Source organism: Agrobacterium sp. CCNWLW155, assembly GCF_036888815.1.
In the GTDB taxonomy this organism is placed as follows: Bacteria; Pseudomonadota; Alphaproteobacteria; order Rhizobiales; family Rhizobiaceae; genus Agrobacterium; species Agrobacterium radiobacter.
The window spans coordinates 861,180-881,479 of record NZ_JBAKFW010000001.1; the positions used below are offsets into that span (position 1 = coordinate 861,180).

Here is a 20,300-nt window from a genome sequence, read left to right on the forward strand (position 1 = left end):
CGCTTGGTAACGTCTTTCAAGAGGACTTTTTCTTCGCTTCCTTCAGCGCTTTTGCCCGCTCGCGCACGACGGTTGCCCGGCCCGGTTTCACTTCCTGACGCGCGCGTCCAAAAGCCAGCGCATCATCAGGCACGTCATCGGTAATCACGCTGCCGGAGGCGATATAGGCCCCCTCTCCAATGGTGACAGGAGCGACCAGCGACGAGTTCGAACCAATGAAACTGTTCGCACCAATGCGCGTTTCGGCCTTGTTGTAGCCATCGTAATTGCAGGTGATGGTGCCCGCGCCGATATTGCTGCCTGCGCCGATAAAGGCGTCACCGATATAGGTCAGATGGTTGACCTTGGCGCCCTCGCCGATCTCGGCCTTCTTGACCTCGCAGAAATTGCCCACCTTGGAATTGGCATGCAGGTTCGCACCCGGGCGCAACCGCGCATAGGGACCAACGGCCGCACCTTCCGCGACATGGGCCCCTTCCAGATGCGAGAAGGCGTGGATGACGGCGCCCGGCTCGATCGTGACGCCGGGACCGATGACGACATTCGGCTCGATCAGAACGTCCTGACCGATCTTGGTGTCGAAGGAGAGGAAGACGGTTTCGGGGGCAATCATCGAAACGCCGTCCACCATCAATTCGTGGCGGCGACGCTCCTGCCAGAGCTTCTCGATAAAGGCGAGTTCGGCACGGTTGTTGCAGCCGACCAGCTCGGCTTCCGGCGCGTCGATGGCGACGGCGCGGCGTCCGAGAGAGCGGGCGATCTCGACGACGTCAGTCAGATAATATTCGCCCTTCACATTGCTGTTGCCGATCCGGTCAAGCAGGTCCAGCGCGTTGCGGCCGTTGATGGCCATCAGGCCGCTATTGCACCAGGTGACCTTGCGCTCCGCATCGGTGGCGTCCTTTTCCTCGCGGATAGCGACAAGTTCACCATTCTCGACCAGAAGCCGGCCGTAACCGGTCGGGCGATCGGTATGGAAACCGATGACAGCGACATCGGCGCCGGCGGCAATCGCCTCACGCGCCCGGTCGAGCGTTGCGGAGGTGATAAGTGGCACATCGCCATAGGCAATGATGAGATCATCGAAACCGCGTTCGAGGGCGGCGCGTGCGGCAAGAACCGCGTGGCCGGTGCCCTTGCGTTCCGTCTGCAGGAAAGCTTCGACCTGAATGCCCTTCATGCTTGCGGCCGCGGTGACATTGTCGGCATCGCGCCCGACCACCAGCGCCACCGTGCCGACGCCAGATCCAGCCACCGCCTCCACCACATGCGCGATCATCGGACGCCCGGCGACCGGATGCAGCACCTTGGACTTCGACGATTTCATGCGCGTGCTGTCGCCCGCTGCGAGAATAATGGCTAGAGAGCTGCGCTCCATAAGACCTCCAACACCCTGTCACCGGCCGCATGGCGGCCAGGACGGCGGCATATGTTTGACTTCACGCCGTCCGGCAAACGAACGGGCGCATCGGTAACTTCATTCCGGAATTGCTATAACGGCGGCCCACTTAAGAAACCATGCAAATCTGCACCAAATTTCCGCACCGATTTTCATCAAACGTGATTGGGAGAGGGTCGCATCCCGCTCCCGCAGTTTGAGTTATCGCGGGGTATTGCGGGCAGTGAATTCCAGCACCTGCTGGCGGCCGTTTTCAATCAGCCTTTCCATTTCACGGCGCGCCGCTGCCTCATCGCGCAGGCGAAACGCCTCGACGAGCCTCAGGTGAGAGGCGGAGACATCGGAAATCTCATTGGGATCGGTGTCCGGGTTGCTCATCCGGAAAATGCCCACCAGAGCCGCCTTTATCAGCGAACCGACGGTGCGCATGAACGGGTTGCCCGACATTTCGGTGATGAGCACATGGAAGTTCATATCCGCAAGAGCGCGTTTTTCCTTGGAATAGGCCGTGTTGCCCATCTCGTTGGCATAGGCGGCAAGCTTGGTGATATCGGTGTCCTTTGCCCTGATGGCGGCAAGGCCCGCGCCATAGGGTTCGAAAGCCTGGCGGATATCATAAAGATGCAGCAGAAACTCATCGCTGACACCAGCCTCGAAATGCCAGAGCAGCACTTCGCTGTCGAACATGTTCCAGCTCTCGCGCTCCGTCACCCGGGTGCCGATACGCGCCTTGGGTGAAATCATGCCCTTGGCGGTGAGCGTCTTCATCGCTTCGCGCAGCACTGTGCGCGACACTTTCAGACGCTCCATCAGCTCGGCATCACCGGGAAGGATGTCACCCGTCTTGAAGGTGCCGGAGACGATATCGAGACCGAGCTTGTGAACGACCTGTGCATGATTTGTCCGCAGCTTTCGAAAACCGATCGCCGCATCGAGCATTCCGCGCTGCAAGTGCCATATCCTTCCGTTCGGCTGGCGATCTCGAAAAAATCGCGCCAGACGTGTGTATCTCAAGTCAGATTATAGTGAAAAACATCAAGTCGCGTGAAAAGCAAAGGTAAACTTCATCCATGCAGTAAAACGCATGAAAATAAGCAAGGCCGCACATGACACATGTGCGGCCTTGCCTCAATAAGGATAGATAACCCGCATTATTGCGGCAGCTTGTCGTCCACGCCGGCAACGTAGAAGTTGAGGCCGAGCAGAACCTTGTCTTCAGCCTTCTCGCCAGCCTTCAGCCATTCCGAACCGTCCTGCTTCTTCACCGGACCGGTGAAAGGATGCAACTCGCCCGACTTGATCTTGGCTTCGGTTTCCTCGGCCATCTTCTTCACGTCATCAGGCATGTTGGTGTAGGGCGCCATGGTCAGGATGCCGTCCTTCAGGCCGTCCCAGATGGATTCGGACTTCCAGGTGCCGTCCAGAAGAGCCTGCGTGCGCTTGATGTAATATGCGCCCCAAGTGTCCTTGATCGCGGTCAGCTGCGTCTCCGGACCGGCCTTGATCATGTCCGAAGCCTGACCGAAGGCCTTGATGCCGCGTTCCGCTGCAACCTGCATCGGCGCTGTCGTGTCGGTGTGCTGCGTCAGGATATCGACGCCCTGGTCGATCAGCGCCTTGGCGGCATCGGCTTCCTTGCCGGGGTCGAACCAGGTATTGGCCCAGACGACCTTGACCTTGAACTCGGGATTGACGGACTGCGCGCCGAGAACGAAGGCATCGATGCCCATCACCACTTCCGGGATCGGGAAGGACGCGATGTAGCCGGCAACACCCTTCTTCGACATCTTCGCGGCGATCTGGCCCTGAATGTAACGGCCTTCATAAAAACGCGAATTGTAGGTCGCGACGTTTTCAGCGGTCTTGAAGCCGGTGGCGTGCTCGAACTTCACCTTGGGGAACTTCTGGGCAACCTTCACGGTCGCATCCATGAAGCCGAAGGAGGTGGTGAACACCAGTTCGCAGCCGGAACGGGCCATGCGCTCGATGGCGCGTTCGGCATCCGGGCCTTCCGGAACGCTTTCGAGGAACGGCGTTTCGATCTTGTCGCCGAAGTGCTTCTGCAGCTCTTCGCGGCCGATTTCATGCGCCTGCGTCCAGCCGCCATCGGTGCGGCTGCCGACATAGATGAAGCAGACCTTCTTGGCGTCGGCGGCTTCAGCGGAGGAAACAACGCCTCCAAGCGCCGCGATGGAAGCGGCAAGTGCGATGACCAGTTTTTTCATTTTTACCCCTGTTGGTTTGGAGACGTGAGAATGCTTCACCTGTCCGGCACGAAGGATTTGCCCAGCGATGCCGGTGTATTGATCAAGGTCGTGCGGCGATTATGCGAGATGATGACCAGCACGACAATAGTTGCAAGGTAAGGTAGCGCCGAAAGCAGTTGCGACGGCACCCCGATGCCGAATGCCTGCGCATGCAATTGCCCGATGGAGACGGCGCCGAACAGATAACCGCCCGCCAGAACCCGCCATGGACGCCATGACGCGAAAACGACGAGCGCCAGCGCAATCCAGCCGCGCCCGGCCGACATGTTTTCCACCCATTGCGGCGTATAGACGAGCGACAGCTGCGCACCGGCAAGACCGGCACAGGCGCCGCCGAACATCACAGCCAGATAACGCGTGCGGATGACGTTGATGCCAAGCGCATGGGCGGAAGCGTGACTGTCGCCGATGGCGCGGATTTTCAGGCCCGCGCGGCTTTTGAACAGAAACCAGCCAGTGCCGAAAACCAGCGCGATGGACATGTAGAAGATCAGATCCTGCCGGAACAGCAAGGGGCCGATAAAGGGAATATCCGACAGCAACGGAAAGACGATGGGCTGCAGCTTGACGCCCGGCAGGCCGACGAAACTTTCGCCCAGCATGCCGGAAACGCCGAGGCCGAGAATGGTAAGCGCAAGGCCTGTCGCTACCTGGTTGGTCACCAGCGTCAGTGTCAGGAAGCCGAACAGCAGCGAGAAAACCGCGCCAGAGGCGATGCCGGCCAGAATGCCGAGATAGGGAGAACCGGTCATATGTGCAGTGGCAAAAGCGCAGACCGCGCCCATGATCATCATGCCCTCTACGCCGAGATTGAGGACGCCGGAACGCTCCGTCACCAGCTCGCCGGAGGCGGCGATGACCAGCGGTGTGGCGGCAGTAATGACGGTGAGGAGAATGGCCTGAAGCATATCCATCATGCCGCTCCTTGGCTGTTATGCGCCTTGCCGGTGAAGACGACCCTGATGCGATAGAAGATCAGCGTATCGCAGGACAGCACGAAGAACAGCATCAGCCCCTGAAACACACGCGTCACCTTGTCCGACACACCAATCGAAAGCTGCGCCGCCTCGCCGCCGAGATAGGTCAGCGCCAGCACCAGCCCTGACAGAATGATGCCAAGCGGATTGAGACGGCCGAGAAAGGCGACGATGATGGCGGTGAAACCATAGCCCGGCGAAATGCTGGGCTGTAGATGGCCGATGGAGCCGGAGGCCTCAGATATGCCCGCAAGCCCTGCCAGTGCACCTGACAGCAACAGCGAAAACCACACCATGCGGCTTGACGAGAAACCGGCAAAACGCCCGGCCCGCGCCGATTGCCCAAGCACGGTGACCTCGAAGCCTTTCAGCATGTAGCGCATCATGAACCACAGCGCGATTGCCGCGACGATGGCGAAAACGAAACCCCAGTGCGCCCGGCCCGAGGCCAGCATTTCCGGCAAGACGGCGCTTTCGTTGAAGGGCTTGGTCTGCGGGAAGTTGTAGCCGCCGGGATCGCGCCAGATGCCGCGCGTCAGCCAGTCGAGAAAAAGCTGCGCGACATAGACCAGCATCAAGCTGACGAGGATTTCGTTGGTGTTGAACTTCGTCTTCAACAGCGCCGGAATACCGGCATAAAGCGCGCCGCCGATGGCGCCCATCACCATCATCAACGGCAGGATGAGCGGCGAATGCCAGTCGGGATAAAGAACCGGCAGTATGGAACCGGTGATCGCGCCGATGGTGAATTGCCCTTCCGCGCCAATGTTCCAGTTATTGGAGCGATAACAGATCGATAGCCCAACGCCGATCAGGATCAGCGGTGCGGCCTTGATCGCCAGCTCGTGCAGCGACCAGACTTCGAGCAGCGGTTCAACGAAAAAGGCATAAAGCGCATGAGCCGGATTTTTGCCGAGCATGGCGAACATGACGGCGCCGACGAGCAGCGTCAGCACAAGCGCCAGAAGCGGCGAAATAAGGGTGAAAAGCTTCGAGACCCCTGCCCGTTTTTCAAGCTCAATGCGCATGCTGGGCGGCTCCCGAATGTGACGCGTTAATGCCGCCCATCAAAAGGCCGATCGTTTCAAGCGTCATGTCTTCCACCGGATAGGCCTCGGAAAGCTTGCCGTCGGAAATGACCGCGATATTGGTGGCAACCTCGAAAATTTCATCGAGATCCTGGCTGATGACGATGACGGCCGAGCCCGCCTTGGCAAGATCGACAAGCGCCTGACGAATGCGGCTTGCGGCACCGGCATCCACACCCCAGGTCGGCTGGTTGACGACAAGCACGGTCGGCTGACGATCAAGCTCGCGCCCGACGATGAATTTCTGCAGGTTACCGCCTGAAAGCGATCCGGCCAGCGGATCGGCCCCGCTTTTGCGTACATCCATTGTTTCCGAAATGCGCCGCGCCGCCGCCCTGATCGCCGAGCCCCTGACGATGCGCAGGAAACCGCCGGTCAGAAACGCCTTGCGGTCGGAGCGCGCCCGCGCCAGCAGCAGGTTGTCGGAAAGGCTCATGCCGGGAACAGCGGCGTGGCCGTGGCGTTCTTCCGGCACAAAACCCGCGCCCATCAGACGACGACCATTGATGCCGATGCGACCGACGGGCTTGCCGCGCAGATGGATGGCATCGTTGTTATAGACCGGATATTCGCCCGAAAGCGCATCGAACAACTCGCCCTGCCCGTTGCCGGCCACGCCGGCAATCGCCAGCACTTCCCCGGCGCGCACCTGCATGGAAATCGATTTCAACGCCACGGCAAAGGGCGTGCGTGGCGCTACGGAAAGCCCCATGACCTCGATCTGCGGTTGGCCGAGCGCCTCGCCCGTCGGGCGCGAAACGCTTGCGACATCGCTGCCGACCATCATGCGCGCCAGCGATGCCGGCGTTTCCTTGCGCGGATCGCAGGCGCCGGTCACCTTGCCGTGACGCAGGACGGTGGCGCGGTCGCAGATGCGCTGCACCTCTTCCAGACGGTGGCTGATATAAAGCACCGAGCGGCCTTCGGCCTTCAGCTTCTCCAGCGTTTCGAACAGCTTGTCAGCCTCCTGCGGTGTCAGCACCGAGGTCGGTTCGTCGAGAATGATGAGGCGCGGGTTCTGCAGCAGGGCGCGGACGATCTCGATCCGCTGGCGCTCGCCCACCGAAAGGTCGGCTACATGCGCATAGGGATCGAGCGGCAGGCCATAGGCCCGCGACAGCGTTTCCGCTTCCCTGGCGATTTCTTTCAATGAAATTTTAGGGTCGAGCGACAGGGCGATGTTTTCAGCGACAGTCAGCGCCTCGAACAGGGAAAAATGCTGGAAGACCATGCCAATGCCGAGTTGGCGGGCCTCGCTTGGCGAGCCCACGGAAACCGGCTGGCCCTGCCAGATAATATCACCCTCGGTGGGTGCGAGAACGCCGAACAGCATCTTAACGAGCGTGGATTTGCCCGCGCCGTTTTCACCCAGAAGCGCATGAATTTCGCCCGGCGCAATATCGAGATCGATGCCGTTGCAGGCAGCGAAATTGCCGAACAGCTTGGTCAGCTTGCGAACGGACAGGAGAGGCACGGCCTCCGGCGCCAAAGTTCCAGTCACGAGTTCCCTCTCTCACCGACCATCCATGCCTTCTTCGAGGCGTTTCTAACGATCGCGGTCATTGTTCCCAATCGGACGCCAATGCGTATGCAATTTCATCCAATCAAGACTTATTGATAACGGTTTTGCTGCTGCGCACAACTGAAAAAGAAGCCGCTTAAATGCGATTTGCACAAGCAATAAACGGCTTTACCTTTTTCTTATTTCGCACCGAGCGAGGGGAAAAACTGCAATATTCCACCGACGCAATAAAGATAGATGCCACTGACCACGAAGCCGATCACGGCCCAGCTCGGGGTTTCGAAGTGCGTCAGCAGCGCATAACCGCCAAGCGCGCACCAGATGAACACGACAGCCAGATTGAGCGGCCGCAATCGTTTCACCCGCACCGGATGCAGGAAATTGATCGGCAGGAATGTCAGGAACACCGAGACGGTAACGACGATCATGGCCGTCGTTGCGCTGGCATCCATGACGAACAGGGTGAACACCACCATGTTCCACACCACCGGAAAGCCGGAGAAGAAATATTCGTCCGTCTTCATGCCCATATCGGCATAATAGATGGCGCTGGACACCACGATCATGCCGGCCGCCACGAAGGACAGCGGCTCGCCGATCATGCCGCTCTGGTAAAGCGCAAAGGCGGGCAAGAGCACATATGTGACGTAGTCGATGATATTGTCGAGCGTATCGCCGGACCAGTTGGGCAGAACTTCCTTCACCCGCACCTTACGGGCGATGGGTCCGTCGATACCATCGACCAGAAGCGCAAGCCCCAGCCACCAGAACATGTCGACGAAACGGTGTTCAGCCGCGGCAACGACGCCAAGAAAGGCCAGAAACGAACCGGAAGCCGTGAGCATATGAACGGAAAAGGCGCGGATTTCCGCGTAGGGAACACGCTTGTAGTTGAAAATTTTCATGGTCAGCGTCTGCGCCCCGTTTTTCATCCGCCCTGCTTATTCCGGTATGCGGCCATTCACCACGCTTTGCAACCGGCTCAATCCGCTTATCCTAGGACTAATATAACAGGGCAACCAACGAATCTTCGCAACCGGATGTTCCGGAGCCGAAGTGGATTTACCCGCGCAAAGCCATTATGATGCTTTGGAAATAACAACGGATCAGGACCATGAGACACTTCGATATCGCCATAACAGGTGCGGGACTTGCGGGCCAGATCGCGGCCATCGCGCTGGCGCGGGCGGGCCGCCACGTGGCGCTCATCGCACCTTCAAGCGACAGGAAGGACCAGCGCACCACGGCGCTGATGGACCAGTCCATCCGCTTCATGGACCGTCTCGGCCTCTGGTCACGCATCGCGCCATCAGCCGCACGTCTTTCCACCATGCAGATCATTGACGGCACCGAGCGCCTGCTACGCGCGCCAACCGTGCAGTTCCGCTCCTCCGAAATCGGGCTCGATGCCTTCGGCTGGAACATTCCCAACGAAGCGCTGCTTGGCGTTCTGAGCGAAGCGGTTGAGCAGGAACACAATATTACCCGCCTCGACGCCACGGCCGAGACGATCGACATCGGCAACGACCGCGTATCGGTGACACTTGCAGACGGCGAAACACTCTCGGCCGATTTCCTCATCGGCGCTGATGGCAGGAAGTCGATGGTGCGGGATGCAGCCGGCATCGGCGTCAAATCCTGGTCCTATCCGCAGACGGCCATTGTTTTGAACTTCGGCCATAGCCGGTCGCATGGCAATGTCTCGACGGAATTCCACACGCCAACCGGTCCTTTCACCCAGGTTCCCCTGCCCGGGAACCGATCCAGCCTCGTCTGGGTCGTTACCCCGCAACAAGCGGAGGAATTGACGGCGCTGCCGCTGGAAACACTCAGCCTCCGGATCGAGGAGCGCATGCAGTCCATGCTGGGCGCGGTAACAGTAGAGGACAGCGTGCAGGCCTGGCCGCTCTCTTCCATGACGGCACACCGCTTCGGCAAGGGCCGCGTGGCCCTGATCGGCGAGGCTGCTCATGGTTTTCCACCCATCGGCGCGCAGGGGCTGAACCTCAGCCTGCGCGACATCATCGCGCTGACGGAACTGCTGGGCGCGGTCTCCGACCGCCCGATTGCGGCCGATGCCGGCAGCAGCTTCGACCGCAGGCGGCGTGCGGACGTCTATAGCCGCACGCTCAGTGTCGATCTCCTCAACCGTTCACTGCTTTCGGACCTGCTGCCGGTGCAGATGGCGCGCGCGGCGGGCCTGCACGTCCTCTCGGGAATCGGCACGCTCAGAAGCATGGTCATGCGCGAAGGCATCGAGCCGGGACGCGGGCTGAAGGCCCTGCCCTCGCTTTTATTCGGCAGCTTCAAAAAGGCTGGATGAAATACACCACGCCGGTCAGCGTGAAGACCGACAGAACCGTCGAAATCAGGATCGTCGCAGACGCCCTCTCCTGCCAGACGTGATATTGCTGGCCGATGACGAAGACATTCGTTGCGGTCGGCAGCGCTGCCAGCAGCACGGCCGAATAGATCCACACCGGCTCGAATCGCCCGAGCGACGAGAGCACGAGCCAGACGGCGAGCGGATGCAGGATCAGTTTTGCCGGCACGATATAGCTGATTTCCACCGGCACCCGTTTCATCGGCCGAAGCGCCAGCGTCACGCCCATGGCAAATAGCGCGCAGGGTGCTGCTGATTGCGCCAGATAATCCACCAGCCGCTGCACCGCCTCCGGCGGCTGCCATGACAGCGATGCGGCCAGAAAACCGGCGATGACGGATACGATGAAGGGATGGGTAATGACCTTGCGCGCCACATCCAGCGCAAGCCTTGCCGGAGAGCGCTTGTCGCCGCCGGCAACCGCCATCATCGCCGGGGCGACGATGAAATGGGCGGCGTTTTCAAGGCAGACGATCAGCGCCACCGGCACTGCCGCCTTTTCGCCGAGCGCCAGAAGCGCAAGGCCCGGCCCCATATAGCCGATATTGCCGTAGCTGGCCGCAAAACTCTGGATAGTGGTTTCGGCAAGACTGTTTTTCCGCACGAACCGGCCGATCAGAAATACCAGCAGGAAAATGCCATAGGTGCAGGCAAGGCTGGCAGCGACGAAATCCATGCGCGCCAGCTCTTCAACCGGCGTTTTCGACACCAGCTTGAAAAACAGCGCCGGCAGCGCCGCATAGATGATGAAGGTGTTCAGCCAGCCCATCGCCTCGACCGGCTGTTTCGTTATGCGCGCCGCACCATAACCGATGAAGATCAGGCCGAAAAACGGCAAAAGCAATCCGACGATATCGGTCACTATGTTTCCCCCGCAAGCAACTCCGGCGGGAGGCTTAACCGATTTTCATGAGGATCGGAAAGGTCTCCTGGAACCAGATCGCCACATTGGTGATAAAACCGGACATGAAAGCGAGACCGGTCAGCACCAGCAATACGCCCAGCAGCTTTTCCACGAGGCCGAGATGGCGGCGGAAGCGGACGAGGAAACGCATGAAGGAACCGGAGAACGCAGCCGCGATCCAGAACGGCACGGCAAGGCCCAGAGAATAGACGGCAAGCAGCGCCGCACCATCACCAACCGTATCACGCGCGGCAGCGACACCCAGGATCGCGCCCAGCACCGGACCGATACAGGGCGTCCAGCCGAAAGCGAAGGCGAGGCCCATCACATAGGCCCCTGAAAGCGTGGCCGGCTTGCCCGCCCCCTGAAACCGCGCCTCGCGCGAAAACAGGCCGATGCGGAAGACACCGAGGAAATTCAGGCCCATAAGGATGATGATGAAACCGCCGATCTTGGCGAGAATATCCAGATTCTGACGAAGGAGCGTACCGATCGTCGAGGCCCCTGCTCCAAGCGCCACGAAAACAGTGGCGAAACCAAGCGTGAAGAAAAAGGCCGAAAACAGCACGGCCCTGCGAATCTCCGGCCGGGGTGCTGTATCTTCCGTCCTGAACTGCTCGACCGAAACGCCCGCCATATAACAGAGATAAGGCGGCACCAGCGGCAGGACGCAGGGCGACAGAAAGGAAAGAGCGCCGGCCAGAAGCGCGCTGAACAGGGAAATATCGGCAATCGACAAGAAAGAACTCCGCATCCCGCAAAGCCGCCGCGATTCCTAGGATTCGCCGCCGCCTCACGCTTCATTTTCATGCATGTCATTGCTGCAAAAGGATTTCACCCGTCTGGCCGACATGTCTGCAGCCGGTTTTATCCCCAGCCGCCCCCTCTCTCCAATCACCTTTTCGGGGGTGCGACAAAAAAAACCGGATTGATTGTAGAAAGCGCTTTTTTTGGGTTGACCGAACGGATCGCTCTACATATGTTCCGCGCACTTCCGAAGGGCAACCAAGCCCCGACACGGGAGAGCGTAGCTCAGCCGGTAGAGCAACTGACTTTTAATCAGTAGGTCCAGGGTTCGAATCCCTGCGCTCTCACCACCTCAAATCTACATTTTCTGATATTCTGCAAAGAGTTATCACCACGAGTGACAGGACTGTGATGTGAGCGGAAAAGATGCGTTTGCAGTCTTAGACTGTATCCATGGCAAGCCTGGTTTCAGAATACCCACTGCGCGCATCAATCAGGCAACCGGCCCCACACCGCGTAGCAACAATCAGGGCTATCGGCTCAAACACCAACTCCCCAGGACGACCGGACCGTCTCTAAAACGTTTGGAACAGTCTTCAGGCATAAATTCAGGCTCGGAAAGCATCGGGTTTGATATTCCTACAAACCCGGCCAGAGATCACTTGCGCGCAGCGGTACGGCGGCAGCGCCAGTTCCAGTCTCTTGGCTCACCCGTGTCCATATGGACCGATTCGGTATGGCAATAGGTGCCCACACCGCCGCGCTCCGGCAGGGAACGCAGATAGGTCGCAAGCTCCCATTTGGAGACGCCCTTGATCTGGATGTCGGCGGCATCGCAGGTATAGTGTTTGGAGCCCTGCCTTATGCCCTTTGGAGGACGATAGCCCGAGGTGACGATCGCCGGGCTGTTATAGTGGCGCTCCACATCCTTGATCATCCGCACCAGTTCCGGCTTGAAGCAGCCAACTTCGACGCGATCCGTCTGCAGGAAAAGCCCATTCGGGGCGACGCGGCTCAAGCCGGAGAGCGAGGCGAGTTTCATCAGGCCTGTCGGCTGGTCATCCTCTTCATCGAGATGGGCATCGTCAAACTCATCGGACATGACAGAGCGGCCGGAAAGCGCAATGCCCATCGTCCCGTCCGCGGCTCCGGGCAATGATGCGACCTGCGTATTGTCCGCCGTGCCGCTTTCAATCATCTTGGGCAGGCGCTTCTTGGCCGCGCCGGCGAAAAATGCCGCAAGCGTCACGCCCTTACCGTCGCCTCCCTGCGCCTCGCCCACCATCTTGGCAGCGTCCACGGCCGGCTGCGCCGCGACAGCCGCGAGCTGTTCCGAGGCGGACTGCGGCGCGGGCACAGGAACCGGCTGACGGTTTTCGCTATGCTGTTCCGCCGGCACCTGTCCGGCTGGCGGGACCTGAACCGGCGCTGATACCGGCTGAGGCTGCGGTTGCGCCGCCTGCATGGGCGCCGAATAGACGCTGCTGACCGCGGGAATGATTTTGTGAGAGGGGGCGCCCGTGGCGGCGGCCGTGCCGGGTGCACCTGCAGCACCGGCGGGCGCCACAGTGGAATAAATGCTTGTCGTCCCGGCGGAAATCGCCGTGGGCTGCGTCGTCAATCCGCCAATATCGGCGGCGGCGCCATAAGCCTGCGCCGGGCCGCCCGGCGTCTGGGCAGGCGCAGCCGCGCCGGCCGCCGATGCCACGGCGGGATCCACATAGTGTCCCGGTTGCGCGCCGGCGGCGGCGGAAGCGGCGGTTTGCGGCTTCTGTTGTGCGGCAATTTCCGGCTTCTTGGTAGCGGCGGCCATCTCGTCGTCGGTCACCGCTGAAACACAGCCGGAAAGCCCAAGCAGCGAAACCGCGACGACAAGACGCGGACGGACAAGGCGTCTTTTCGCGCTTTCGACAGTTTTCATGGCTGGCCTCCGTATCTTGCATTTCCAACAGCAGCACGGGAACGGAATCGTGTGCTTCCCCAAAACGGGACTGGCCGTTTCGATTCGCGGACTATGCCTCATCCCCTCAGGACAAGGCAAGAGCACCCGAAAACGCCGCTACTCACCGGAAAATCCCTACCAGGAACCGGTATTCTGCATAGATATCCACGGTTCGGCTGGTGCGAGGCTTTCGCCCTTCTGCAGAATTTCGAAGGAAATACCGTCAGGCGAACGCACGAAGGCCATATGTCCGTCGCGCGGCGGCCGGTTGATGACGATGCCGTTCTGCTGCAGCCGGGCGCAGAAATCGTAGATATTGTCGACCTCGTATGCCAGATGGCCGAAATTGCGGCCGCCGGTATAATCCTCGGTGTCCCAGTTATAGGTGAGCTCCAGGCACGGCGCCTTGTTTTCCTTCGCCGCAGCAATGTCGTCGCGCGCCGCAAGAAACACCAGAGTGAAGCGGCCTTTTTCGTTCTCGATTCGGCGTATTTCCGTAAGACCGAGCAGGTCGACATAGAATTTAAGTGATTCGCCAAGGTCTTTGACGCGAACCATCGTGTGCAGATACCGCATTTTATTCCTCTCCATTACACGGGTCCGAAGCCGTTAAACGCATGATGGCAAGCCCCGGACAAGGACGGCGACATAAAAGCAGCTGCGTAAATCAAAAACTAGGGCTTGCGTGAAACCGTTACCAAGATGTTAATCTGGCGCACAGGAATCAGTTGACCGGTGTATGGCGCGTAATCGAGGGGTTGGCAGGATATGGCTGATAGGATGTCATCGAAAACGATAGTCGATGTCGAGGACCTTTCGGGCGATGCCGTGGACCTGACCGAGATCACCGGCGTCGTGAAGTGGTTCGATGTCGCCAAGGGTTTCGGCTTCATCGTGCCTGATAACGGCACGCAGGATGTGTTGCTGCACGTCTCCTGCCTGCGCCGCGACGGTTATCAGACTATCCTCGAAGGCACGCGCATCGTCGCCCTCATCCAGCGGCGCGATCGCGGTTTCCAGGCTTTCCGCATTCTCTCCATGGACCAGTCGACCGCCGTTCACCCCTCGCAGCTGCCCCCGGTGCGCACCCATGTGCAGGTTACGCCTTCGAGCGGGCTTGAGCGCGCCATCGTCAAGTGGTTCAACCGCACCAAGGGTTTCGGCTTCCTGACGCGTGGCGAAGGAACGGAAGATATTTTCGTGCATATGGAAACGCTGCGCCGTTTCGGCCTGACGGAGCTTCGTCCCGGTCAGGTGGTTCTGGTGCGCTTCGGCGATGGCGACAAGGGCCTGATGGCGGCGGAAATCCATCCCGACAACCCGGTTGCCATCGGGATGTCGCATTGATGTCCGCCCTGCGCCATATGGTGAAAAGCGCCGTTATGGCGCTTCTTTTTTTCACGCTGGCCGGTGCCGCGCAGGCTCAGGAACGCCAGGCCTTCACGTCAGAGCCGCTCACCATTGAAACCGCTTCCGGGAAAACGCACGACTTCGTTGCCGAACTGGCGCTGGACGATGCCCAGCGCGCGCAGGGTCTGATGTTCCGTAAATCCATGCCGTCTGAAAACGGCATGTTGTTCGATTTCGGTGAGGCGCGCGCCGTCGCCATGTGGATGCGCAACACCCTCATCCCGCTCGATATGCTGTTCATCGGCAGCGATGGCCGAATCACCCATATTCACGAAAACGCCGTTCCGCATTCGGAAGCGATCATCAGCTCCCGCGGACCCGTAAAATTTGTGCTTGAGCTGAATGGCGGCGCCGCGAAACGTTCTGGCATCAAGCCCGGCGATATGGTCCGCAGCGCGCAAATCGGCAACCGGAAATGACATTGCCGCGTTATTGCGTCTGAATGAGCCGGACGAGGTTTCGCCCGGCTGGCACAATATTCAGTAAACCGGCTCGATATGGCTCAGAATCCGGCAATTGGAAATGGAAGCGGCAAGATTGATGGCGATATCGATCGCCTCGACCGAATCGGCCGTACCTTCCAGATAAATCACATCATTTTCGACACTTGCGGAAATGCGCGACTTTTCGAGCCCTGATTCGAAGGCCAGAGCCGAGGTGATCGCCTCGCATACGCCGGCCATGCGGTCTCCGAAGAAGCTTTCCTGAATGCCTGACAAATTAAACATATGTGTTCTCCTTCTTATGAACATACCAACGCCGTAGCGGTAGTTTTGTTCATCTCCGGTTCATCTATTTGTTCATCTTCCATTCATCTTGGAAAATTGGAACCCCCTGATCGATCACATTTTAGGTGATCGGGAACCATTTCGTGAGGCGGGCATTTCGCGCATGGGAGTGTGAGAGGCTTTCAAGCCAGGTAAAACAGGGAGGAAAATGACATGCTGATTCACAGAACAGAGCCGTGTCACCACGCCGCGTGGATGAAACCGGTGGCGATCCATCTGCCGCTTTCGGCGGCCGTGGAAATCTACAGCCCGCTGGTGGCGCTTGATATGCTGATGTACCGCTGGCCCGAGGAACATGGGCCGGAATATGAGGAAGCGCGCAGGAACTGCCTCGATGCCATCGCCGGCAGATGCGACATCGAGAAAGCACGGGAATCGTTTCTCGTCGCAAGCAGTCATGCCCATATCCTGAACGTCCACTAAAATTCATCGACCATCATGACGATTGGGCCCTTCTATGCGGAGGGCTTTTCTTTTGAGCGCAGCCGTCGTGACGCCTCTCATGCGCCGCTCGATCTCCCTGCCTGTCCGATCATGACATGTAACTGTCACGCAAACGTTATAATCGGCAGAGACGAATTCCATGGAATCGATTGGCGGGTGGACCGCCGAAAGCTTGGGAGTGGAACTGGCCAGCATGGAAACCGTTTTTGCCCTTTGCGCAATCCTGCTCCTCGCCTTCAATCTTCTCGGCATCGTTCTGGCCGGCTGGCGACTGACAAGACGAGATGCGGAAAACGATCTTGTCCGGAAAAAACCGCCTGTCTCGCTTGTCGTGCCGCTGCGCGGCGTGGAAAACTTCACGCCGCTGACACTATCGCGCGCCTTTCAGCTCAACTGGCCCGACTACGAGCTGCTGTTCTGCGTCGCTGATGAATTCGATCCCGTGATCGAGGAAGTCCGCAAAGCTGAAGCCGCCTTTCCCTCGGTTTCCACACAATTGCTCATCGGTGACGACCGCATCAGCGCCAATCCAAAGCTGAACAATTGCGTGAAGGGCTGGCGCGCCGCCCGGCATGAATGGGTGATTCTCGCCGATTCGAACGTGCTGATGCCGAAATCCTATATTGCCACCATGATGTCGGCCTGGCGGAAGGACAGCGGGCTCGTCTGCTCGCCGCCGCTCGGTTCACGGCCTGCGGGTTTCTGGGCGCATGTGGAATGCGCCTTCCTCAACGGATCGCAGGGCCGCTGGCAATATGCGGCGGAAGCCATCGGCATGGGTTTCGCGCAAGGCAAGTCGATGTTGTGGAACAAGCCGTTCCTGGAGGACAATGGCGGCATTCGCGCGCTGGCCGCCGAAATCGCCGAAGACGCCGCCTCGACGAAGCTGGTGCGAAGCGCCGGCCGCAGGGTGCATCTGGTCTCCGCCCCGTTCGAGCAACCGCTCGGCCAGCGCCATGCCGGTGAAATCTGGTCGCGCCAGACCCGCTGGGCGCGGCTGCGACGCGTGACCTTCCCGCAATATTTCGCGCCGGAAATCCTGACCGGCACGCTTCCCCCGCTTCTCTTCGCGCTCGCCGCCGCTGCGATGATGGACGTGAACCTTACCGCAACCGCCTTTGCCGTCCTCGCCCTCATGTACGTGCCGGAACTCGCGCTTGCCGCCCTCAACCGCTGGCCGGTTTCGCTCTACACGCTGCCGGCCATGATCAGCAGGGATATGATCATGCCCCTCGTCTGGGCCCGCAGCTGGATCGGCAGCGCGGTCGCTTGGCGTGGCAATGTCATGACGATCGGCACGGCCGAGAGCACACTGGCCGGTCCGTCAGCAGAATAAATTGTCATCTTTAGGATAGGGTTACGCCGGAAAGCTGATGTTTTGCTTTAAAATGGTCGGAGTGGAGAGATTCGAACTCCCGACCCTCTGGTCCCAAACCAGATGCGCTACCAGACTGCGCTACACTCCGCCGAGGCGATGGCTGGGGAATACACGGTTCACCCGCAGTCCGCAACAGGGAAATTCATCTTTGTTCAACCGCGGCCCCGATGGGCAAAACATGACGCCGAAACGGCGGAGTGCGATCGGGCTGCAAGGGGATAATCGTCTTGACTCTCACCTGAAGTCAGTCCATTTCAAATTCAACGTTCCTGACACGATTTGGTTATTCTATTCAGGTACGTGATGAATAATTCGGGGTGTTGTGCCCCACTGTCCAACCGGAGCAGTTTCGACATGTCTGCGAAGATTTACCGCCCTGCAAAAACCGCCATGCAATCCGGCAAGGCGAAGACCAATGTCTGGGTTCTGGAATTCGACGCCGAAGTTCCGCGCAAGATCGATCCGATCATGGGCTACACCTCCAGTTCCGACATGAAGCAGCAACTCAAGCTGACATTCGAGACGCAGGAACAGGCCGAAGCCTATGCCCAGCGCAAGGGCATCGAATACCGCGTCATCCAGCCGAAGGAAGCGACCCGCAAGGTGGTTTCCTACACCGACAATTTCCGTTTCAACCGCACCCAGCCCTGGACGCACTGAAACACCAAGATCAAAGTTTTTGCCGGAGTATCGATTGCCCGGCATGATGGCCCCTTAGCTCAACTGGATAGAGCAACTGCCTTCTAAGCAGTAGGTCGCAGGTTCGAGTCCTGCAGGGGTCGCCACCGCTTCTCACAATTTCAGATGAATGACCGTCGAGGTCTGTTCAAGCTCAAGCACATTTCCTTCCGGATCGCGTGCATAAGCGATCAGATAGGGCATCTCCGGCGTCCCGAAATCAGTAATCTGCCCGATCTGTGCGCCGCCGGCTTCGATGATGCTGGAGAGGGTCGCACTAATATCTTCCATCTGGAAAGCTAAGTGCCCAAAGCCGGGTTCATTAACCCTTGGCTGCTCACGGGGATGGGTGACCCTGTGTTCGTGAATCTCCAGAAAAGGCTGCTCCAGTTCTGGGAATCTCAGCCAGACTGTACGAATTTCTGAGTTTGAAAGCCCGTTTCCCCGGGAAACCTTTTCGCCGGATAATGTCCTCGGTTCGCGAAGGACATCGCATTTCATGACGTTCACGTAAAACGTGGCAAGTGCTTCCACATTGCGAGCAACAAGATTGATGTGAGCAAGTCTCATGGCATTCGGCGTCCTCGTCTCCAGGGTGACCATTCCGAGGCTTCCCACGCTCACCGAACAAAGTCCGCTTAGGCCATAGCCGTCATAAACAGGCCCTCACAGCCCTACCCCTGCCCAAACAGCGTGAAATACCCCCACACCGCCACAAAAAACGCGATGACAGCCGCAATCGTCAAGGCCTTCCTGGCTTTCGGCCCCAGCGGTTCGCGTGGCTTCTTCGGCGGCACCGGTTTGCGGAACTTCACCACATTGTCGTTCATTTCATCATCGTCCTGAATGTCGCCGCTGAAAGCTCAGCCGCGTTTATGGCATCGATATTTCCGGATTTATCTCTAACAGACCAGAACTATCATAAATATTACCAAGTTTTCACTTCACCCTCAGGGCAAGCTATGTCACTTCCCACAATCAGAGGAATACAACGGCGACAGATGGACGGACAAACCGGAGAGCGGAAACAACCCTCTGTGGTATTTTGAATTTTGCGGGTGATGAGAATGAATGACGCCAATACGAGTGGCAGCGATACAAAAAACAGCCAGCCCGATCTGCGCGAGATTCTGGGAACGAACAGAAACGGCCGCAAGAAAAAGTCGCGTCGGTTTCTCTATGCCGCAGCAGCCATTGTGCTGATTGGCGGGGGCCTTGGTTATTATTACCAGTCACGCGCAGCCGGCGTCGCCTATAGCTACACCACGGAGGCCGCGCGTCAGGGCGATCTCTCGGTCATCGTCACCTCCACGGGCTCGGTTCAGCCGACGGATCAGGTCGATATATCGAGCGAACTGTCCGGCACGGTGCGCAAGGTCAACGTCACCTATAATACGCCGGTCAAGGCCGGAGACGTGTTGGCGGAACTGGATACCAACAAGCTGGAGGCCGATGTGCAGAGCGCCCGCGCCAAGCTTGCCTCCGCCAAGGCCAATGTGCTGAAGGCGCGCGCCGATCTCGGCTCGGCAAAAACCTCGATGGAGCGCCTGAGATCGCTGGTGCAGAACCGGGTGTCCAGCCAGCAGGATCTGGATGCGGCGCAGTTCACCCATGATGCCGCCGCCGCCACGCTGCAGGTCAACGAGGCAACGGTGCTGTCAGCGGAGGCGGATCTGAGGCTCGCCGAGGTCAATCTCGGCAAGGCAAAGATCGTCTCGCCCATCGATGGCGTCATCCTCACCCGCAGCGTCGATCCCGGCGCCACCGTCGCCTCCTCGCTCAACGCCCCTGTTCTCTTCACCATCGCCGGTGATTTGCGCCACATGGAATTGCAGGTCTCAGTGGATGAGGCCGACGTCGGCAAGGTCGAAACCGGCCAGAAGGCCAATTTTAATGTCGATGCCTATCCCGACCGCAGTTTCCCGGCCGAGATCGAGACCGTGCGCTTCGCGTCCGAGACTGTGTCCAACGTGGTGACCTACAAGGGCATATTGACTGTCGACAATGAGGAACTGCTGCTGCGCCCCGGCATGACGGCGACCGCCAATATCATTGTCGAGGAAATCAAGGACACGCTGCTGGTGCCGAATTCCGCGCTTCGTTATACGCCGCCGCGCGAATCCGCCTCCCGTGGCGGCGGGCTGATGAGCCTGTTCCGCCCGCCCCGCATGGGCCGCTCGCAGAACCGCGACGCCGGCCAGGCTGCGACAGGCAAAAGAACGGTCTGGGTGTTGCGCAACAACAATCCGGTCTCCGTTTCCATTGAAACCGGTTCCACCGACGGCCAGCATACCGTGGTAAAATCGGGCGAGTTGAAGGCCGATGACCAGGTGATCACCGACGCAACGGCCCGCAACGCCGGCTGACGGAGGA

21 protein-coding genes and 3 tRNA genes are annotated in these 20,300 nt (G+C 59.2%); 9 read left to right on the forward strand and 15 right to left on the reverse strand.

The features are described 5' to 3' along the window. Positions 1–16 precede the first annotated feature (16 nt). The 7 genes from glmU to pcsA all read right to left on the reverse strand — a co-directional run bounded on the left by glmU (position 17) and on the right by pcsA (position 8,158). Positions 17–1,378, reverse strand: coding sequence for a bifunctional UDP-N-acetylglucosamine diphosphorylase/glucosamine-1-phosphate N-acetyltransferase GlmU (glmU, locus tag V6S97_RS04325; RefSeq protein WP_003508017.1), 1,362 nt, complete (start codon positions 1,376–1,378; stop codon positions 17–19). A gap of 222 nt (positions 1,379–1,600) precedes the next feature. After that, positions 1,601–2,338, reverse strand: a complete 738-nt coding sequence (locus tag V6S97_RS04330; RefSeq protein WP_003508015.1) for a FadR/GntR family transcriptional regulator — start codon at positions 2,336–2,338, stop codon at positions 1,601–1,603. A 212-nt stretch (positions 2,339–2,550) separates the two neighbouring features. Next, a complete protein-coding gene (locus tag V6S97_RS04335; RefSeq protein ID WP_003508013.1) occupies positions 2,551–3,624 on the reverse strand; it encodes a BMP family ABC transporter substrate-binding protein in 1,074 nt (357 codons plus the stop codon). 35 nt (positions 3,625–3,659) lie between these two features. Continuing rightward, entirely contained in the window at positions 3,660–4,580 is a 921-nt protein-coding gene (locus V6S97_RS04340; protein WP_243016638.1) for an ABC transporter permease, read from the reverse strand. Beyond that, the gene (locus tag V6S97_RS04345; protein ID WP_020809232.1) at positions 4,580–5,671 is read right to left on the reverse strand and encodes an ABC transporter permease; all 1,092 of its coding nucleotides are present in this window, start codon (positions 5,669–5,671) and stop codon (positions 4,580–4,582) included. Before V6S97_RS04345 ends, V6S97_RS04340 begins: the two co-directional genes overlap by 1 nt. After that, positions 5,661–7,220 carry an ABC transporter ATP-binding protein gene (locus V6S97_RS04350; protein WP_334426561.1) on the reverse strand — a complete coding sequence of 520 codons (1,560 nt, stop codon included), beginning with the start codon at positions 7,218–7,220 and terminating at the stop codon, positions 5,661–5,663. Before V6S97_RS04350 ends, V6S97_RS04345 begins: the two co-directional genes overlap by 11 nt. Before the next feature lie 212 nt (positions 7,221–7,432). Then, on the reverse strand, positions 7,433–8,158 hold the full coding sequence (gene pcsA, locus V6S97_RS04355) for a phosphatidylcholine synthase (protein ID WP_107675678.1): 726 nt from the start codon (positions 8,156–8,158) through the stop codon (positions 7,433–7,435). A 209-nt stretch (positions 8,159–8,367) separates the two neighbouring features. On the opposite strand from pcsA, the gene V6S97_RS04360 reads away from it, so the two are divergent. Beyond that, positions 8,368–9,576 (forward strand): UbiH/UbiF family hydroxylase, encoded by a 1,209-nt coding sequence (locus V6S97_RS04360; protein ID WP_131861174.1) that lies wholly within the window; start codon positions 8,368–8,370, stop codon positions 9,574–9,576. On the opposite strand, the gene V6S97_RS04365 is transcribed toward V6S97_RS04360, so the two are convergent. Further along, on the reverse strand, positions 9,560–10,498 hold the full coding sequence (locus V6S97_RS04365; protein ID WP_003507998.1) for an AEC family transporter: 939 nt from the start codon (positions 10,496–10,498) through the stop codon (positions 9,560–9,562). The genes V6S97_RS04360 and V6S97_RS04365 overlap by 17 nt on opposite strands. A 34-nt stretch (positions 10,499–10,532) precedes the next feature. Then, positions 10,533–11,279 (reverse strand): cytochrome c biogenesis CcdA family protein, encoded by a 747-nt coding sequence (locus V6S97_RS04370; protein WP_003507996.1) that lies wholly within the window; start codon positions 11,277–11,279, stop codon positions 10,533–10,535. Between the two features lie 282 nt (positions 11,280–11,561). Between V6S97_RS04370 and V6S97_RS04375 the strand changes: the two genes are divergently transcribed. Further along, positions 11,562–11,637 (forward strand) — tRNA-Lys (locus tag V6S97_RS04375). A 308-nt stretch (positions 11,638–11,945) separates the two neighbouring features. Here V6S97_RS04375 and V6S97_RS04380 read toward each other — a convergent pair. Next, positions 11,946–13,208 carry a YcbK family protein gene (locus tag V6S97_RS04380; RefSeq protein WP_003507994.1) on the reverse strand — a complete coding sequence of 421 codons (1,263 nt, stop codon included), beginning with the start codon at positions 13,206–13,208 and terminating at the stop codon, positions 11,946–11,948. 156 nt (positions 13,209–13,364) lie between these two features. Continuing rightward, complete coding sequence (locus V6S97_RS04385) at positions 13,365–13,805, reverse strand: VOC family protein (RefSeq protein WP_003507992.1); 441 nt, start codon at positions 13,803–13,805, stop codon at positions 13,365–13,367. A gap of 192 nt (positions 13,806–13,997) precedes the next feature. On the opposite strand from V6S97_RS04385, the gene V6S97_RS04390 reads away from it, so the two are divergent. Beyond that, complete coding sequence (locus tag V6S97_RS04390; protein ID WP_035213171.1) at positions 13,998–14,576, forward strand: cold-shock protein; 579 nt, start codon at positions 13,998–14,000, stop codon at positions 14,574–14,576. Continuing rightward, positions 14,576–15,058, forward strand: a complete 483-nt coding sequence (locus tag V6S97_RS04395) for a DUF192 domain-containing protein (protein WP_003507989.1) — start codon at positions 14,576–14,578, stop codon at positions 15,056–15,058. Before V6S97_RS04390 ends, V6S97_RS04395 begins: the two co-directional genes overlap by 1 nt. Before the next feature lie 60 nt (positions 15,059–15,118). On the opposite strand, the gene V6S97_RS04400 is transcribed toward V6S97_RS04395, so the two are convergent. Further along, on the reverse strand, positions 15,119–15,367 hold the full coding sequence (locus V6S97_RS04400) for a BON domain-containing protein (RefSeq protein ID WP_003507987.1): 249 nt from the start codon (positions 15,365–15,367) through the stop codon (positions 15,119–15,121). 213 nt (positions 15,368–15,580) lie between these two features. On the opposite strand from V6S97_RS04400, the gene V6S97_RS04405 reads away from it, so the two are divergent. Continuing rightward, the gene (locus V6S97_RS04405) at positions 15,581–15,850 is read left to right on the forward strand and encodes a DUF982 domain-containing protein (RefSeq protein WP_035213169.1); all 270 of its coding nucleotides are present in this window, start codon (positions 15,581–15,583) and stop codon (positions 15,848–15,850) included. Between the two features lie 214 nt (positions 15,851–16,064). Next, positions 16,065–17,207, forward strand: coding sequence for a ceramide glucosyltransferase (locus V6S97_RS04410; protein ID WP_060726421.1), 1,143 nt, complete (start codon positions 16,065–16,067; stop codon positions 17,205–17,207). 53 nt (positions 17,208–17,260) lie between these two features. On the opposite strand, the gene V6S97_RS04415 is transcribed toward V6S97_RS04410, so the two are convergent. After that, positions 17,261–17,337, reverse strand: a tRNA-Pro gene (locus V6S97_RS04415). Between the two features lie 266 nt (positions 17,338–17,603). On the opposite strand from V6S97_RS04415, the gene V6S97_RS04420 reads away from it, so the two are divergent. Further along, a complete protein-coding gene (locus V6S97_RS04420) occupies positions 17,604–17,909 on the forward strand; it encodes an ETC complex I subunit (RefSeq protein WP_003507982.1) in 306 nt (101 codons plus the stop codon). A gap of 48 nt (positions 17,910–17,957) precedes the next feature. After that, a tRNA-Arg gene (locus V6S97_RS04425) sits at positions 17,958–18,034 on the forward strand. 7 nt (positions 18,035–18,041) lie between these two features. On the opposite strand, the gene V6S97_RS04430 is transcribed toward V6S97_RS04425, so the two are convergent. Both V6S97_RS04430 and V6S97_RS04435 read right to left on the reverse strand, forming a co-directional pair. Continuing rightward, on the reverse strand, positions 18,042–18,530 hold the full coding sequence (locus V6S97_RS04430; protein WP_233282758.1) for a VOC family protein: 489 nt from the start codon (positions 18,528–18,530) through the stop codon (positions 18,042–18,044). Positions 18,531–18,601: 71 nt separating this feature from the next. Further along, positions 18,602–18,757 carry a hypothetical protein gene (locus V6S97_RS04435; RefSeq protein WP_003507979.1) on the reverse strand — a complete coding sequence of 52 codons (156 nt, stop codon included), beginning with the start codon at positions 18,755–18,757 and terminating at the stop codon, positions 18,602–18,604. Positions 18,758–18,994: 237 nt separating this feature from the next. On the opposite strand from V6S97_RS04435, the gene V6S97_RS04440 reads away from it, so the two are divergent. Next, on the forward strand, positions 18,995–20,293 hold the full coding sequence (locus tag V6S97_RS04440; RefSeq protein ID WP_003507975.1) for an efflux RND transporter periplasmic adaptor subunit: 1,299 nt from the start codon (positions 18,995–18,997) through the stop codon (positions 20,291–20,293). The last annotated feature ends 7 nt before the right edge of the window (positions 20,294–20,300 follow it).

Bases quoted from the DNA above. Each gene is read 5' to 3' on its own strand.
- V6S97_RS04385 (WP_003507992.1), bottom strand. From the start codon at position 13,805: ATGCGGTATCTGCACACGATGGTTCGCGTCAAAGACCTTGGCGAATCA.
- V6S97_RS04340 (WP_243016638.1), bottom strand. From the start codon at position 4,580: ATGGATATGCTTCAGGCCATTCTCCTCACCGTCATTACTGCCGCCACA.
- glmU (WP_003508017.1), bottom strand. From the start codon at position 1,378: ATGGAGCGCAGCTCTCTAGCCATTATTCTCGCAGCGGGCGACAGCACG.
- V6S97_RS04405 (WP_035213169.1), top strand. From the start codon at position 15,581: ATGCTGATTCACAGAACAGAGCCGTGTCACCACGCCGCGTGGATGAAA.
- V6S97_RS04330 (WP_003508015.1), bottom strand. From the start codon at position 2,338: ATGCTCGATGCGGCGATCGGTTTTCGAAAGCTGCGGACAAATCATGCA.
- V6S97_RS04395 (WP_003507989.1), top strand. From the start codon at position 14,576: ATGTCCGCCCTGCGCCATATGGTGAAAAGCGCCGTTATGGCGCTTCTT.
- V6S97_RS04400 (WP_003507987.1), bottom strand. From the start codon at position 15,367: ATGTTTAATTTGTCAGGCATTCAGGAAAGCTTCTTCGGAGACCGCATG.
- V6S97_RS04335 (WP_003508013.1), bottom strand. From the start codon at position 3,624: ATGAAAAAACTGGTCATCGCACTTGCCGCTTCCATCGCGGCGCTTGGA.
- V6S97_RS04435 (WP_003507979.1), bottom strand. From the start codon at position 18,757: ATGAACGACAATGTGGTGAAGTTCCGCAAACCGGTGCCGCCGAAGAAG.
- pcsA (WP_107675678.1), bottom strand. From the start codon at position 8,158: ATGAAAATTTTCAACTACAAGCGTGTTCCCTACGCGGAAATCCGCGCC.
- V6S97_RS04430 (WP_233282758.1), bottom strand. From the start codon at position 18,530: ATGGTCACCCTGGAGACGAGGACGCCGAATGCCATGAGACTTGCTCAC.
- V6S97_RS04410 (WP_060726421.1), top strand. From the start codon at position 16,065: ATGGAAACCGTTTTTGCCCTTTGCGCAATCCTGCTCCTCGCCTTCAAT.
- V6S97_RS04345 (WP_020809232.1), bottom strand. From the start codon at position 5,671: ATGCGCATTGAGCTTGAAAAACGGGCAGGGGTCTCGAAGCTTTTCACC.
- V6S97_RS04380 (WP_003507994.1), bottom strand. From the start codon at position 13,208: ATGAAAACTGTCGAAAGCGCGAAAAGACGCCTTGTCCGTCCGCGTCTT.
- V6S97_RS04420 (WP_003507982.1), top strand. From the start codon at position 17,604: ATGTCTGCGAAGATTTACCGCCCTGCAAAAACCGCCATGCAATCCGGC.
- V6S97_RS04360 (WP_131861174.1), top strand. From the start codon at position 8,368: ATGAGACACTTCGATATCGCCATAACAGGTGCGGGACTTGCGGGCCAG.
- V6S97_RS04390 (WP_035213171.1), top strand. From the start codon at position 13,998: ATGGCTGATAGGATGTCATCGAAAACGATAGTCGATGTCGAGGACCTT.
- V6S97_RS04440 (WP_003507975.1), top strand. From the start codon at position 18,995: ATGAATGACGCCAATACGAGTGGCAGCGATACAAAAAACAGCCAGCCC.